Consider the following 12,436-nt stretch of genomic DNA (forward strand, 5'->3'; position numbering starts at 1 on the left):
GTCCATGCCTGGCGTCGGCTTGAACGCGGCCGACGTGCTGGTGGTCGGCGCCGGCGCCTCCGGACTGGCGGCCGCGATCGAAGCGGCCGCCACCGGCGCCAGCGTGCTGGTGCTGGAGAAGAACGCGGTGCCCGGCGGCAGCAGCCGGCTGTCCGTCGGCTCGATCAACGCTGCGGGCTCACGGCTGCAGCGGCGTGCGGGCATCGTCGATACGCCCGACGAGCACTTCGACGATATGGCGCATTTCGTGGGCGCCTTCGGGGCGCAGGAGAACCTCGCCCTGCGCCGGCTGCTGGTGGACCATGCCGCCGAGACGCTGCACTGGCTGATGTCCCTGGGCCTGAGCTTCTACGGGCCCACGGCCGACCCGCCGCACCGGCACCCGCGCATGCACAACGTGCTGCCGAACTCGAGCGCCTATCCCCACTACCTGTGGAAGGAAGCCAGGCGGCGCGGTGTGCAGATGAGCTGCAACACCGAAGTGCTCGAGCTGATTCAGGCGAGCGACGGTGGCGTGTCTGGCGTGGTGGCGCGCGTGGCAGGCCAGCGCACCGAGATCGCCGCTCGCCTCGGCGTGGTGCTGTGTGCGGGCGACTACAGCAACGGTGCGGCGATGAAGGCGCGCTTCAGGCCCGAGCTGGCGCCTGTTCCCGGCGTCAACCCGTCGGCCACCGGAGACGGCCACCGGATGGCCGAGGCCATTGGCGCGCGCATCGTCAACGGCGAGGTGGTGTACGGCCCGGGCCTGCGCTTCGGCCCGCCGGCCCGGCCCAGCCTGCTGCAGCGGCTGCCGCCTTCCTGGGGGCTGGGCAAGCTGATGTCGCTGGCGCTGGCGGTCCTGCCGGCCCGCTTGTTCCGGCCTTTCGTCATGTCCTTCATGACCGCGTCGCTGGGCCCCGAGCCCAGCCTGCTCAAGAGCGGCGCCATGCTGGTCAACAGCCTGGGCGAGCGCTTCGTGGACGAGCAGCAGGCGCCTGGCCTTGCCATCGCGGCGCAGCCCGGCGGACAGGCCTGGCTGTTGCTGCACGACGCGCTGGCCCGGCGCTATTCGGCGCCGCCCCACGTGGTCTCGACGGCGCCGGGCGTGGCCTTCGCGTATCTGCCCGACTACCGTCGCCACCGCAAGGATCTGTACCGAAGCGCAGCCACGCCGGGCGAACTGGCGCGTGCCACCGGCCTGCCGGCCCCGGCGCTTGAGCGTGTTCTGAGTGCGCGGGGCGAACAGGGCCCCTGGCATGCGCTCGGGCCCCTGGAGGCCCGCATCGTGATCACCGATGGTGGCCTGGCGGTCAACAGCTCACACCAGGTGCTGCGCGGCGATGGGAGCGTGATTGCGCGGCTCTATGCCGCTGGCGCTGCGGGCCAGGGCGGCGCCTTGCTGGCCGGCAACGGCCATCACATCTGCTGGGCCGTGACCTCGGGGCGGCGGGCGGGGCGCTTCGCGGCGGGCGCCCCTTCTTGAAACAGTGAAAGCGCGGCGGCTCGCCTTACGGCATCACTGCTTGCGCGAGTTCCAGAGCTCCATGTAGTTGGCCTGCAGGCGCTCGAGGAACTTGCTCATCTCGGCCACGGCGGCATCGGCGTCACGCGCCCGCAGGTGCTTGAGCAGCCGGCGGCGCGAGGGCAGCGTGTAGGCGTTGACGCTCGGGCCGATGGCCTTCACGAATTCGCGCATCACTTCCATCACGCCTTCCATCGTGATCTGGACGATGGGGTTGTGGGTGGCCGCGGCCAGCAGGTTGTGGAACTCGCGGTGCAGATCCGCACGCACCTGGAAGTTGCCGGCCTTGTCGGCCTTGGCGGCTGCTGCGACATTGGCTTCGAGGGCGGCCAGGTCTTCTTCCGTCATGCGCTCGCAGGCCACGCGCACCACCATCTCGCTGAGCCACACGCGGGCCTCGGTGAGGTGATCGGGCTTGATGGCCCCCAGGTGGTACAGGTCGCGCAGCCCGTTGACGACCACGCCGGAGCTGCCCGGCAGCACGAAGGCGCCGCCGGCAGCGCCCTTGCGCAGCTCGATCATTCCGCTGAGCTCGAGTGCGCGCAGTGCCTCGCGCAGCGTGTTGCGGCTGACCTTGAACTTGGCCGAGAGATCGCGCTCGGCGGGCAACCGGTCGCCCGGCTTGAGGCGGCCGGTGGCCACGAGCTCGCGGATCTGCGCCGCGATTTCCTCGAAGGCGCGCGAAGGCGCGATGGGCTCAAACCCGAGTGAGGAGTCTGAGGCTTCTTTCGGGCGGAAGTCGGCTTGGATCACGGGCGGATTCTAGCCCTGTGCCCTTGAGCCATCAGACCGAGAAAGGCGCCGCAGTCAGCAACTCGTTGGCAATTTTCACCACCACCGGGCCGTCCTTGTCGTACTCGGCCAGCGCCTTCTGCCAGTCGGGGTCGGCGCGAAAGGCAGCCCAGGAACGCTCGCGCTGCTCGTGCGAATCCCATTGCAGGACGTACTTGAGCTGCGTGTTGTCCTCGCCCACCGCCACGGTGAACACGGGCGTGATGCGGCGGATCGCGTGCTTCTCGAACAGCGGCACGGTGACGGTCTCGAAGCGCTTGAGCGCCGCGGGCAGCTTGCCCGGCGCGGCGGTGTAGGTGCGGAACTCGTAGAACATGGCGATCTCCTGGGTTCAGAGCGGACGCGAGGCCAGCAGCGGCCCGTCCTCATACTGCAGCACGACCAGCTCCACCGGCATGCCGCACTCGAAAGTTGCGCCCTCGCGTTCGACCAGGCGGGTGGCGATCCGCAACCCGATCTCCAGATCGACCACGCACACCGCGTAGGGCGCTTCGTCGACGAAGACCTTGGGCGCGGCGTGGATGCGCGTCCAGGAATAGAGCGTGCCGCGCGAGCCCAGCGGCTTCCACTGCATCTTCTGCGACCAGCAATGCGGGCACACGGGCTTGGGCGGGAAGGTGAACTTGCCGCAGCTTTCGCAGCAGGTGCTTTGCCATTGGCCATCACGAAGGCCTTCCCAGAAGGGCTGCGTGAAGGCCGAGATGCGCGGCGGATAGGCGCGCGGCCGCGCCACGGGAATGCGTTCGAGTGTCATCGCTGGGCCTCCAGAACATGCACGAGGGCGGCGTTGTAGTTGCCGAGTTCACCGGTGGTCAGCCCCAGACGGGCATCCTTGACCTGCCGCTCGCCGGCGCGCCCGCGCAGCTGGTCGGCCATTTCGCAGTAGTTGTAGAGCGAGGTCACATAGGCCGGGTGGCCGCGGGAGGTCAGCCCGCCCGAAGTGGAGATCGGGATCTGCCCGCCCAGCTTCGTGCGGCCCTCGGCCGCTGCGGGCGCCCCTTCGCCGCGGGCGAAGAAGCCCACGGCCTCGCTGACCAGCACTTCCACCACCGTGCACGGGGCATAGAACTCGGCCACGTCGATGTTGCCGGCCTGGATGCCGGCCTGGCGGTAGGCCGTGGCGGCTGCTTCCTTGGCCGCGAACAGCTCGGTCATGTCGTTGGGCACTTCGTTGATCTGGTGCGAGCCGTCGTGGCAGAAGCCGCGCCCGCGCACCAGGGCGTAGGGCCGGCCCAGCGACTTGGCGACTTCCTCCGAGGCCAGCACCAGGCAGGCGGCGCCGTCGCTGCGGCCGGGCACGTCGTAAAGGCCCAACGGCTCCACGATGGGGCGCTGCTCCAGCACCTCGGGCAGCGTGATCGGCTTGCGGTACTGGGCCAGCGGATTCATGGAGGCGTGCCAGCGGTTCTTGACGGCCACGGCACCGAACTGCTCGCGCGTGGCGCCGTACTCGTGCATGTAGCGCATGGCGTCCATGGCGTACCAACTGATCGGGATGAAGCCGCCCGAGGCATGGAAGTCCACGTCGCCCGTGGTGCGCATGCTGCTCATCGCATGCTCAAAGGCTGGCGTCGCCGCTTCCATGTTGATGCCCAGGGCCAGCGCTACGTCGGTGCGGCCCAGCAGGATCTCGTCGCAGGCCCGGTCGAAACACACGGCGGCCGTCATGCCGTTGCCCATCACCTCCAGCACGCTGCCGCTGCATTGCAGGCGCAGGTGGCTGACCAGGAAGGTGGAGAAGTATTTCTGCAGCGTGTAGGGCCGCGGCAAGGTCAGCACCAGGCTGCCGATGTCCTTCTTCTCGACGCCGGCGTCCGCTACCGCTTCGACCACCAGACGGGTCATGATCTCCTGCTCCAGAACCTGCAGGGGCTCATCCGCCCTGGTCTGGTGACGCCCGACAGGGATCGCGCTGGTGCCGATGATGGCAACTCGACGAGTCATTGGATGGTTCCCCATTGGTTGAAATGCAGGCCAGTATAAATATAATGGTCAAACCATTCAATGTTTGGAGCCGCCGTGACGACCTCGACCCCACTGACTGCCGATCGCCCCGCCGGGCCGGCCACTGATTTCGACACGCGTGCCTTCCGCAACGCGCTGGGCAGCTTCCCCACCGGCGTGGCCATCATCACCACCGTCGGTGAAGACGGCCGGCCCATCGGCCTGACCTGCAATTCCTTCAGTTCGGTGTCGCTGGAGCCGCCGCTGGTGTCCTGGGGCCTGCGCACGGCCAGCAAGAGCCTGGAGACCTTCCGCCAGTCCGGGGCCTTCGCCATCAACATCCTGGCCGAGGACCAGAAGGAGCTGTCGGCGCGATTCGCCAGCGGCGCGATCGTCGACAAGTTCGAGGGCGTGGCCTGGACGCCCGGCCACCGCGGGCTGCCGGTGATCGCCGGCAGCGTGGCCACCTTCGAATGCGACAAGTTCGCCGAGCACCTGGCGGGCGACCATGTGCTCTTCCTGGGCCAGGTGGCGCGCTTCGACCATGGCCGCCAGGAAGCCTCGCTGGTCTTCTACAAGGGCGCCTACATGATGCTCACGCAGTCGCTGCGCGAGCTGGCCGCCAGCGGCAGGCTGGATTCGATCCACCTCGACCAGGCCCGGCGCTTGATCAACTGCATGCTGCTGCGCCTGGCCTGCCAGAACGGATCGGCCGAGGACTTCGACGCGATCGAGCGCAACATCGGCGAGATCGAACGCTATGACGATGCGGCGCAGCGCGCAGAGGCCAGCATCGAGTTCTTCCGGCTGGTGACCAAGGCGGCCCACAACGAGGTGCTGGTGGTGGTGGCCGAAACGCTGACCACCTTGCTGCGCCATGTGCTGCAGACCGACGCCACGCTGCGCGCACGGCCCGATCTCGTGCCTGTGCGCCGCAAGATCCTGGCGCACATGCGCGAGCGTGACCCGGATGCCGCCGAATCCGAAATGAGCCACTACTTTGATGAGCTGCGTCGCGGCGCCATGGCGGCACAGGAGGTGGCGGCATGAACGCGGGCGAGATCCCCAGCGTCGAATGCGACGTGCTGGTCATCGGCGCTGGCGCCGGGGGCCTGTCGACGGCCATCACGGCCCGCAAGAACGGGTTGGACGTGGTGGTGGTCGAGAAGGAGCCTGTGTTCGGCGGCACCACCGCCTTCTCGGGCGGCGTGCTGTGGATCCCGCTGTCTGCACACGCGAAGAAGGCGGGCCACGCCGATTCGCGCGAGCAAGTCATCCGCTACATGCAGGCCGAGACCGGCCGCTGGTACGACGCGCCCGCGGTCGAGGCCTTCATCGACAAGGGACCGGAGATGGTGGACTTCTTCGAGCGCGAGACCGAGGTGCGCTTCATTCCCACCCTCTATCCGGACTACCACCCCGACGCGCCGGGCGGGGTGGACATCGGCCGCTCGATCCTGGCGGCGCCCTATGACATCCGAGGCCTGGGCGCAGACATGGCGCGGCTGCGACCGCCACTGAAGACCATCACCTTCATCGGGATGATGTTCAATTCCGCCAATGCGGATCTGAAGCACTTCTTTCGCTTCACCAGGTCCTTCACGTCCTTCGCCTACGTGGTGCGGCGCCTGCTCAACCACCTCAAGGAGCTGGTGCTCTACCGCCGTGGCATCCATGTGACCAGCGGCAACGCGCTGGCGGCGCGGCTGGCGAAGTCGGCGCTGGACCTGCAGATCCCCATCCGCACCAGCTCGCCGGCGCAGGAACTGATCGTGGAGGGCGGCCGCGTGGTCGGTGCACTGGTGAAGGGCCCCGAGGGTTTGCAGCGCGTGCTGGCGCGCAAGGGCGTGGTGCTGGCCGGCGGCGGCTTCTCGCATGACCGCGCGCGCATTGCAGGCGCCTACGAGCATCTGCGCGCGGGTGGTGAGCATTTCTCGCCCGTGCCCAAGGGGAACACCGGCGATGGCGCACGCATGGCCGAGCGCGTGGGCGGGCGCGTCGACATCCGCTTCAGCGCGCCGGCGGCGTGGATGCCGACTTCCAAGGTGCCGCTGGGAAACGGCGAGTACGGCGCCTTCCCGCACCTGCTGGACCGCTACAAGCCCGGCATCATCGGCGTGCTGGGCAACGGCCAGCGCTTCACCAACGAATCCAACTCCTATCACGACGTGGGCGCGGCCATGGTGGCGGCCGGGCAGGGTCGCGAGACCGGCATGTGGCTGATCTGCGATCAGGCCACCATCAGCAAGTACGGACTGGGCTATGCAAAACCGGCGCCCATGCCGCTGGGCCCGCTGGTTCGCAATGGCTACCTGGTCAAGGGCGCCACCTTGCGCGAGCTGGCGCAAAACGCCGGCATCGATCCGGATGGCCTGGAGCAGACCGTGCGCAGCTACAACGAAGGCGCAGTGCATGGTGAGGACCGGCAGTTCGGCCGTGGCACCACGTCCTTCAACCGCTACCTGGCCGACCCGGACAACAAGCCCAACCCCTGCGTGGCGCCAGTTGGCAAGGGCCCTTACTACGCGCTGCGCCTGGTGATGGGCGACCTGGGCACCTTCGATGGCATTGCCACCGACGTGGTGGGCCGCGTGCTCGATGCGCAGCAGGCACCCATCGAAGGCCTGTATGCCGTGGGCAACGACCGGGCCAGCGTGATGGGCGGCAACTACCCGGGCGCCGGGATCACGCTGGGCCCCATCATGACCTTCGGCTACATCACCGGCCGTTATCTGGCGGGGCTTGAGCCGGCGCTGGTCCGCCCCGTTTCCGCACCCGAACCCGTGAGGCAAGCCGATGCAGTTCCCGCCTAAGGCCCTGGTCGATCACCGCATCTACACCATCCGGCTGCGCAAGATGCCGGAGTTCCTGGATGTGTTCAACCGGCTGGCCATGCCGATCCTGATGCAGACGCTGGGAACGCCGCTGGGCTTTTACGTGAGCCACGTGGGTCCGCTGAACCAGTTCGTCCACCTGTGGGGCTATGACGATCTGGCCGACTACGAGCGGCGCTGCCTGGCGCGGGACACGCATCCGGACTTCGCCGCCTACTTCCAGGCGTCCGAACACCTGATCACGGCGCAGGAGTCGCGGTTGATCAAGGCGGTGGCGATGCCGGGCTTGAAACTCTGAACGGCAGTCCGGCCGCAGCCTTTCACTGCACCCTCGGACAGAAGGAGCCCCGATGAATGCGTTCTCCGGCCTCATGGGGCTTGTGCGACAGGTGGCGACGCGCATCCGGGAGGCTTTCGCGCACGGCCTGCTTGCGTTGGGAGCCTCCTTCGAGGCCGGCATGCCAGGGCGCGAACCGCCCGATGGCGACACACGCTAGCCTGGCCTTCGCCGGGATCCGGGTCGCTCAGCCACCCTGCCGTGCCAGATGCACCTGGTGCAAAGTGATCTTGCGCACCTCGGCTTGGCTGGTGTCGATGTGGGCGCGCAGCAGGAGGGCGGCCTGGTCGCCGCGGTTGGCGCGGATCGCACGCAGGATCTTGGCATGCTCCTCGTAGGTGGCGGCGATCCGTGACGGCTGGGTGAAGTCCAGCCGCCGGATGATGCGGATGCGCTCGGTCACGTCGCGATGCACGCGCGCCATCTCGGCATTGCCGGCCGCCTCCACCAGCGTGCAGTGGAAGGCCTCGTCCCAGCGCGCCACCTGAACGCCGTCGGTGCTGCGCTGCGCCGCGGGTACCAGCCAGATGTCCATCAGCGATTCCAGCAGCGCCCGGTCGATGCGCCGGTCGCTTTCGCACAGGCGCCGCACGGCGGTGGTTTCCAGCACCATGCGCAGGTCATAGAGCTGCTCGAACTTGTCGAAGTCGAAGGGCAGCACGCGCCAGCCGCTGCGAAACAGCACTTCGACAAAACCTTCCTGCTGCAGCCTGGTCAGCGCCTGGCGCACCGGCGTGCGCGACACGCCCAGGCGCTCGCTGATCTCGTTCTCGGTGAAGCGGTCGCCGGGCACCAGCTTGAACTGCGCCACGTCGCGCTTGAGCTGCGCGTACACCTCGTCGGCGCGCGAGCGGAAGGCGGTCGTGTCGGCGGTGGCGGCGGGGCTGGAAGGGCGCGGGAGCGGAGTCACGGTCAGATGGTATCCGGCACATCGGCGCCCAATGCGGCCAGCAGCGCATCGCTGTGCGCCGTCCAGCCCACGATGCCGCCTTGGGCCCGAATCATGGCCAGCGCCTGCGCCTTGAAGGCGGGGAAATAGCTTTCGGTGCAGTCCTCCAGCACCAGGCATTCATAGCCTCGGTCGTTGGCCTCGCGCATGCTGGTCTGCACGCAGACCTCGGTCGTCACGCCCATGAACAGCAGCGAGCGGATGCCCGCACGCTGCAGCCATTCCTGCACGGGCGTGGCGTGGAACATGCCCTTGCCGGGCTTGTCGACCACGGTCTCGCCGGGCAGCGGCGCAAGGGCTGCAATGATCTCCACGCCCGGCTGGCCGCTGATGAGCACGCGGCCCATCGGCCCTGCGTCGCCGATGCGCAGGCGGGGGTTGCCGCGCAGGCGCTTGGCGGGCGGGCAGTCGCTCAGGTCGGGCCGGTGCGCCTCGCGCGTGTGCAGCACCAGGCCGCCGGCCGCGCGCCAGGCCTGCAGGGTGCGCTGGCAGGCCGGCACGATGGCTTCGAGCAGGCTGACGTCGTTGCCCAGGCTGGCGCCAAAGCCACCGGGGTCGATGAAGTCGCGCTGCATGTCGATGATGACCAGCGCGCTGCTGGCCAGCTCGAAGCGGAAGTCGAAGGGCTGCGCATGCACGGTGCGCGTGACGGGGGTGTCGCCGTCCATCAGTGGCCTCCGCCCATGTGCGCGCCCAGCACCTGGCGCTGCGCGCCGGCCGCGGGGGTTTCATGGACGATGCGGCCCTCGCTCATGACCACGATGCGGTCCGACAGCTCGAGCAGCTCGTCCAGGTCTTCGCTGACCAGCAGCACGGCGCCGCCCCTGTCCGCCACCTGAACGATGCGCTCGTGGATCTCGCGCACGGCCGCGAAGTCCAGGCCGAAGACCGGGTTGGCGGCGATCAGCACGTTGATGTCGCCCGCCAGTTCGCGGGCCAGCACGGCGCGCTGCACGTTGCCGCCAGACAGGCTCTTGATGGGCGCTGCCTCGCCCTGGGTCTTGACGCCGTACTCCTGGATCCAGGCGCGGGCGCGGCGCTTCCATTGGCCAAAGCGCAGCCAGCCCGCGGCCGACAGCGGCGGCGCGTCGTAGTCGCGCAGCGCCATGTTCTCGGCCACCGACAGCTCGCCCACGCAGGCGTTGCGCAGCGGCTCTTCGGGCAGGCTGCGCAGTTTCAGGCGCGTGTTCTCGCTGCGGCGTGCGCGGTAGGGTTGGCCCATCACGCGCACGCTGCCGGCATGGCGCGGGCGCTGGCCGACCAGGGCCTCGACGAGTTCGCGCTGGCCGTTGCCCGAGACCCCGGCCACGCCCAGGATCTCGCCGCGCCGCACGGCGAGGTCGATGCCGTGCACGGCCAGCGTGCCGCGGTCGCCCATGGCCGACAGGCCCTGCAGCTGCAGGGTCACCGGCGCGTCGGCCGCGACCGGCGCACGCGCGGCGGTGGCGGCCTGCGCCGGGGCAGGCTGCGGCGCCTCGGCGGGCGTGGCGGCCGTGCCCATCATGGCCGCGGCCAGCTTCGCGGGGGTGGTGTCGCCCACCGCGCAGTGGTGCACGGCCTTTCCGCGGCGCAGCACCGTCACGGCATCGGCATAAGCCATCACCTCGCGGAACTTGTGCGTGATGATGAGCACCGTGCACTGGCCGCTGCGCGCGAAGGCGCGCACATGGCCCAGCACCTCGTCGGCCTCCTGCGGCGTGAGCACCGAAGTGGGCTCGTCCAGGATCAACAGGCGCGGCCTGAGGTACAGCTGCTTGAGCAGTTCGAGCTTCTGCTTCTCGCCCGCGGCCAGCTCGGCCGGGCGCGCGTCCAGGTCCAGGCTGAAGGGCGTGGTGGCCAGAAAGGCTTCGAGCTCGGTGCGCTTGGCCTTCCAGTCGATCACGGCCGGCGTGTGGCCGCCGGCCAGCAGCAGGTTCTCGGCCACCGTCATGCCGGGCGCCAGCGTGAAGTGCTGGTAGACCATGCCGATGCCCATGGCGCGCGCGACGATGGGGTTGGCCACCTCGCGTTCGCGCCCGTCGATCAGGATGGCGCCCTCCTCGGCCCGCTGGAAGCCCGCCACGCACTTGACCAGCGTGCTCTTGCCCGCGCCGTTCTCGCCCAGCAGCGCATGCACGCTGCCTGGCTGCACGCGCAGGCTCACCTGGTCCATGGCCGTGAAGGCGCCAAAGCGCTTGGTGAGCCGGTAGGTTTCGAGCGCGAGCGCGCCAGTCGCAGAGGCCGGGCTTTTGAGCGGAGCAATCATGGCAATGCCGCCCGGCCGCCCGAAGGCATTGCAGCGCCCCCTCGGGGGGCAGCGATACGCGAAGCGATGAGCGTGGGGGTCATGGCTGCAGTGCTTCAATCAATGCACTGGACGGCGCATGCGCACCAAACACCCCGCCCTGCATCGTCACCATGTTCAGCGCCGCCTGGTGGTTCGCGGGGTCGGTGGCGGCCGTGCAGTCCGACAGCAGCAGGCATTCGAAGCCGCGGTCGTTGGCGTCGCGCATCGTGGTGTGCACGCACACGTCGGTGGTGATGCCGGCCAGGACCAGGTTGGCGATGCCGCGCGAGCGCAGCACCAGCTCCAGGTCGGTCGCGTAGAAGGAGCCCTTGCCGGGCTTGTCGATCACCACTTCGCCGGGCAGCGGCGCGAGCTCGGGGATGATTTCCCAGCCCGGCTCGCCGCGCACCAGGATGCGGCCGCAGGGCCCGGCATCGCCGATGCCCAGGCCGCCCTGGCCGATCTGCCGCGAGCGCCAGCGCTTGTTGGCCGGCAGGTCCGACAGGTCGGGGCGGTGGCCCTCGCGGGTGTGGATGATGGTGTAGCCCAGTGGCCGCATCACGGCCAGCAGCGCCTTGATCGGCGCGATGGGCGCCTGGGTCAGCGACAGGTCGTAGCCCATCACGTCCACATAGCCGCCCTTGCCGCAGAAGTCGGTCTGCATGTCGATGACGATCAGCGCCGTGTTGTCGGGGCGCAGGCTGGCATCGAAAGGCCAGGCGTAGGGGTTGGCTTGCACCGTGCGCGCGTTCATCTCATGGCTCCTGGGGCGGGGTCAGGGGGTTCTGGGGGTTCAGGGGATTCGGCTCGCTGCCGCCAAAGCGGCGCGTGGGCGCGGCAAAGCCGCAGCTGCTGCCGTCGGTCACCTGCACGCTGTCGGCCCAGGGCAGGCGGTAGCGGCCGGCCACCATGTCCTGCATGAAGGTGTAGGGGCAGTCCTGGGCGCCGCCCTGCACGGCCACGTAGCCGCGGTGCCAGAGCTGGTAAGGGTTGTTCTCCACGCCCCAGCCCGCGCGCGCCTCGCGCACCAGGTCGGGCCGCAGCTCGGCCGTGATGATCTCGTCAGGCCGCCCACCGCCTTCGACCATCACCGTGCCGTCGAAGCTGCAGAACATGCCCTGGCCCATCGAATCGAAAGTGCCGTCGCTGCCGCACATGCAGACGCTGGCGGTGTAGGCCAGGTTCTGGAAGGCGTTGCTCTGGTTCGTGATGCGCCAGGCATGGCGGATCGGCGCCGTGTAGCCGGCCGTGCGCAGGATCACTTCGGCGCCCCGGTAGGCGGCCTCGCGCGCCATCTCGGGGAACATGCCGTCGTGGCAGATGATCAGCGCAAGCTTCACGCCGTTCGGGCCTTCGCACACCGGCACGCCCACGTTGCCGGGCTCCCAGGGCTCCACGGGCACCCAGGGGTGCAGCTTGCGGTAGTACAGGCGTATCTCGCCGGTGTCGTCGATGATCAGGCCGCTGTTGTAGGGGTTGCCTTTGGGGTTGGCTTCCATGATCGAGAAGCAGCCCCAGATGCGGTGCTCGATGCAGGCCGCCTTGAAGGCCGCCACCTCGGGGCCGTCCAGCGAGCACATGATCGCGGGGTTGGTGTCCATCGACAGGCCATGCAGCGCGTACTCGGGGAACACCACCAGGTCCATGTTCGCCATGTTGCGGCGCGCCTTGCCCACCAGCGCGCAGATGCGCTGCGTCTGCGCCGCCAGCTGCTCGGGCGTCTCGACGACCGGCAGCTGCAGCTGCACCAGGCCCAGCACCACGCCGGCCTTCGATTTGTTCAATCCACCCAGACCACTCATCTCGGCGTTCC

At 68.9% G+C, this 12,436-nt stretch carries 13 protein-coding genes; 4 read left to right on the plus strand and 9 right to left on the minus strand.

The features are described 5' to 3' along the window. Positions 1–4: 4 nt before the first annotated feature. Positions 5–1,462 carry an FAD-dependent oxidoreductase gene (locus PGB34_RS21780; protein ID WP_271430210.1) on the plus strand — a complete coding sequence of 486 codons (1,458 nt, stop codon included), beginning with the start codon at positions 5–7 and terminating at the stop codon, positions 1,460–1,462. 33 nt (positions 1,463–1,495) lie between these two features. Here PGB34_RS21780 and PGB34_RS21785 read toward each other — a convergent pair whose 3' ends face one another. The 4 genes from PGB34_RS21785 to PGB34_RS21800 are packed head-to-tail and all read right to left on the minus strand — an operon-like array spanning position 1,496 to position 4,237. Continuing rightward, entirely contained in the window at positions 1,496–2,254 is a 759-nt protein-coding gene (locus PGB34_RS21785) for a FadR/GntR family transcriptional regulator (RefSeq protein WP_271430211.1), read from the minus strand. Between the two features lie 31 nt (positions 2,255–2,285). Next, positions 2,286–2,609, minus strand: a complete 324-nt coding sequence (locus PGB34_RS21790) for an NIPSNAP family protein (RefSeq protein ID WP_271430212.1) — start codon at positions 2,607–2,609, stop codon at positions 2,286–2,288. Positions 2,610–2,624: 15 nt separating this feature from the next. After that, positions 2,625–3,047 (minus strand): Zn-ribbon domain-containing OB-fold protein, encoded by a 423-nt coding sequence (locus PGB34_RS21795; RefSeq protein WP_271430213.1) that lies wholly within the window; start codon positions 3,045–3,047, stop codon positions 2,625–2,627. After that, entirely contained in the window at positions 3,044–4,237 is a 1,194-nt protein-coding gene (locus PGB34_RS21800) for a thiolase family protein (RefSeq protein ID WP_271430214.1), read from the minus strand. The genes PGB34_RS21795 and PGB34_RS21800 overlap by 4 nt, the downstream gene beginning before the upstream one ends. A gap of 75 nt (positions 4,238–4,312) precedes the next feature. Between PGB34_RS21800 and PGB34_RS21805 the strand changes: the two genes are divergently transcribed. Genes PGB34_RS21805 through PGB34_RS21815 form a run of 3 tightly spaced genes read left to right on the plus strand, consistent with a single transcriptional unit; the run spans position 4,313 to position 7,369 of the window. Next, complete coding sequence (locus PGB34_RS21805) at positions 4,313–5,287, plus strand: flavin reductase (protein WP_271430215.1); 975 nt, start codon at positions 4,313–4,315, stop codon at positions 5,285–5,287. Then, on the plus strand, positions 5,284–7,050 hold the full coding sequence (locus PGB34_RS21810) for an FAD-dependent oxidoreductase (protein WP_271430216.1): 1,767 nt from the start codon (positions 5,284–5,286) through the stop codon (positions 7,048–7,050). Before PGB34_RS21805 ends, PGB34_RS21810 begins: the two co-directional genes overlap by 4 nt. Beyond that, positions 7,034–7,369: an NIPSNAP family protein gene (locus tag PGB34_RS21815; protein ID WP_271430217.1), complete on the plus strand. Its 336-nt coding sequence runs from the start codon at positions 7,034–7,036 to the stop codon at positions 7,367–7,369. Before PGB34_RS21810 ends, PGB34_RS21815 begins: the two co-directional genes overlap by 17 nt. 226 nt (positions 7,370–7,595) lie before the next feature. Here PGB34_RS21815 and PGB34_RS21820 read toward each other — a convergent pair whose 3' ends face one another. The 5 genes from PGB34_RS21820 to PGB34_RS21840 form a co-directional block, all read right to left on the minus strand. Beyond that, positions 7,596–8,318 carry a GntR family transcriptional regulator gene (locus tag PGB34_RS21820; protein ID WP_271430218.1) on the minus strand — a complete coding sequence of 241 codons (723 nt, stop codon included), beginning with the start codon at positions 8,316–8,318 and terminating at the stop codon, positions 7,596–7,598. A 2-nt stretch (positions 8,319–8,320) separates the two neighbouring features. Further along, positions 8,321–9,025, minus strand: coding sequence for a cysteine hydrolase family protein (locus PGB34_RS21825; RefSeq protein WP_271430219.1), 705 nt, complete (start codon positions 9,023–9,025; stop codon positions 8,321–8,323). Then, positions 9,025–10,602 (minus strand): ABC transporter ATP-binding protein, encoded by a 1,578-nt coding sequence (locus PGB34_RS21830; protein WP_271430220.1) that lies wholly within the window; start codon positions 10,600–10,602, stop codon positions 9,025–9,027. The genes PGB34_RS21825 and PGB34_RS21830 overlap by 1 nt, the downstream gene beginning before the upstream one ends. Before the next feature lie 79 nt (positions 10,603–10,681). After that, entirely contained in the window at positions 10,682–11,377 is a 696-nt protein-coding gene (gene biuH, locus PGB34_RS21835) for a biuret amidohydrolase (protein WP_271430221.1), read from the minus strand. Position 11,378: 1 nt separating this feature from the next. Next, the gene (locus PGB34_RS21840) at positions 11,379–12,425 is read right to left on the minus strand and encodes a formamidase (protein WP_271430222.1); all 1,047 of its coding nucleotides are present in this window, start codon (positions 12,423–12,425) and stop codon (positions 11,379–11,381) included. Between the last annotated feature and the right edge of the window lie 11 nt (positions 12,426–12,436).

Source organism: Xenophilus arseniciresistens (assembly GCF_028023875.1).
In the GTDB taxonomy this organism is placed as follows: domain Bacteria; phylum Pseudomonadota; class Gammaproteobacteria; order Burkholderiales; family Burkholderiaceae_C; genus Xenophilus; species Xenophilus arseniciresistens.

What these genes read in the sequence shown, in the direction of transcription:
- PGB34_RS21780 (WP_271430210.1), top strand. Translation starts at nt 5, where the DNA reads ATGCCTGGCGTCGGCTTGAACGCGGCCGACGTGCTGGTGGTCGGCGCC.
- PGB34_RS21790 (WP_271430212.1), bottom strand. Translation starts at nt 2,609, where the DNA reads ATGTTCTACGAGTTCCGCACCTACACCGCCGCGCCGGGCAAGCTGCCC.
- PGB34_RS21795 (WP_271430213.1), bottom strand. Translation starts at nt 3,047, where the DNA reads ATGACACTCGAACGCATTCCCGTGGCGCGGCCGCGCGCCTATCCGCCG.
- PGB34_RS21800 (WP_271430214.1), bottom strand. Translation starts at nt 4,237, where the DNA reads ATGACTCGTCGAGTTGCCATCATCGGCACCAGCGCGATCCCTGTCGGG.
- PGB34_RS21810 (WP_271430216.1), top strand. Translation starts at nt 5,284, where the DNA reads ATGAACGCGGGCGAGATCCCCAGCGTCGAATGCGACGTGCTGGTCATC.
- PGB34_RS21815 (WP_271430217.1), top strand. Translation starts at nt 7,034, where the DNA reads ATGCAGTTCCCGCCTAAGGCCCTGGTCGATCACCGCATCTACACCATC.
- PGB34_RS21825 (WP_271430219.1), bottom strand. Translation starts at nt 9,025, where the DNA reads ATGGACGGCGACACCCCCGTCACGCGCACCGTGCATGCGCAGCCCTTC.
- PGB34_RS21830 (WP_271430220.1), bottom strand. Translation starts at nt 10,602, where the DNA reads ATGATTGCTCCGCTCAAAAGCCCGGCCTCTGCGACTGGCGCGCTCGCG.
- biuH (WP_271430221.1), bottom strand. Translation starts at nt 11,377, where the DNA reads ATGAACGCGCGCACGGTGCAAGCCAACCCCTACGCCTGGCCTTTCGAT.
- PGB34_RS21840 (WP_271430222.1), bottom strand. Translation starts at nt 12,425, where the DNA reads ATGAGTGGTCTGGGTGGATTGAACAAATCGAAGGCCGGCGTGGTGCTG.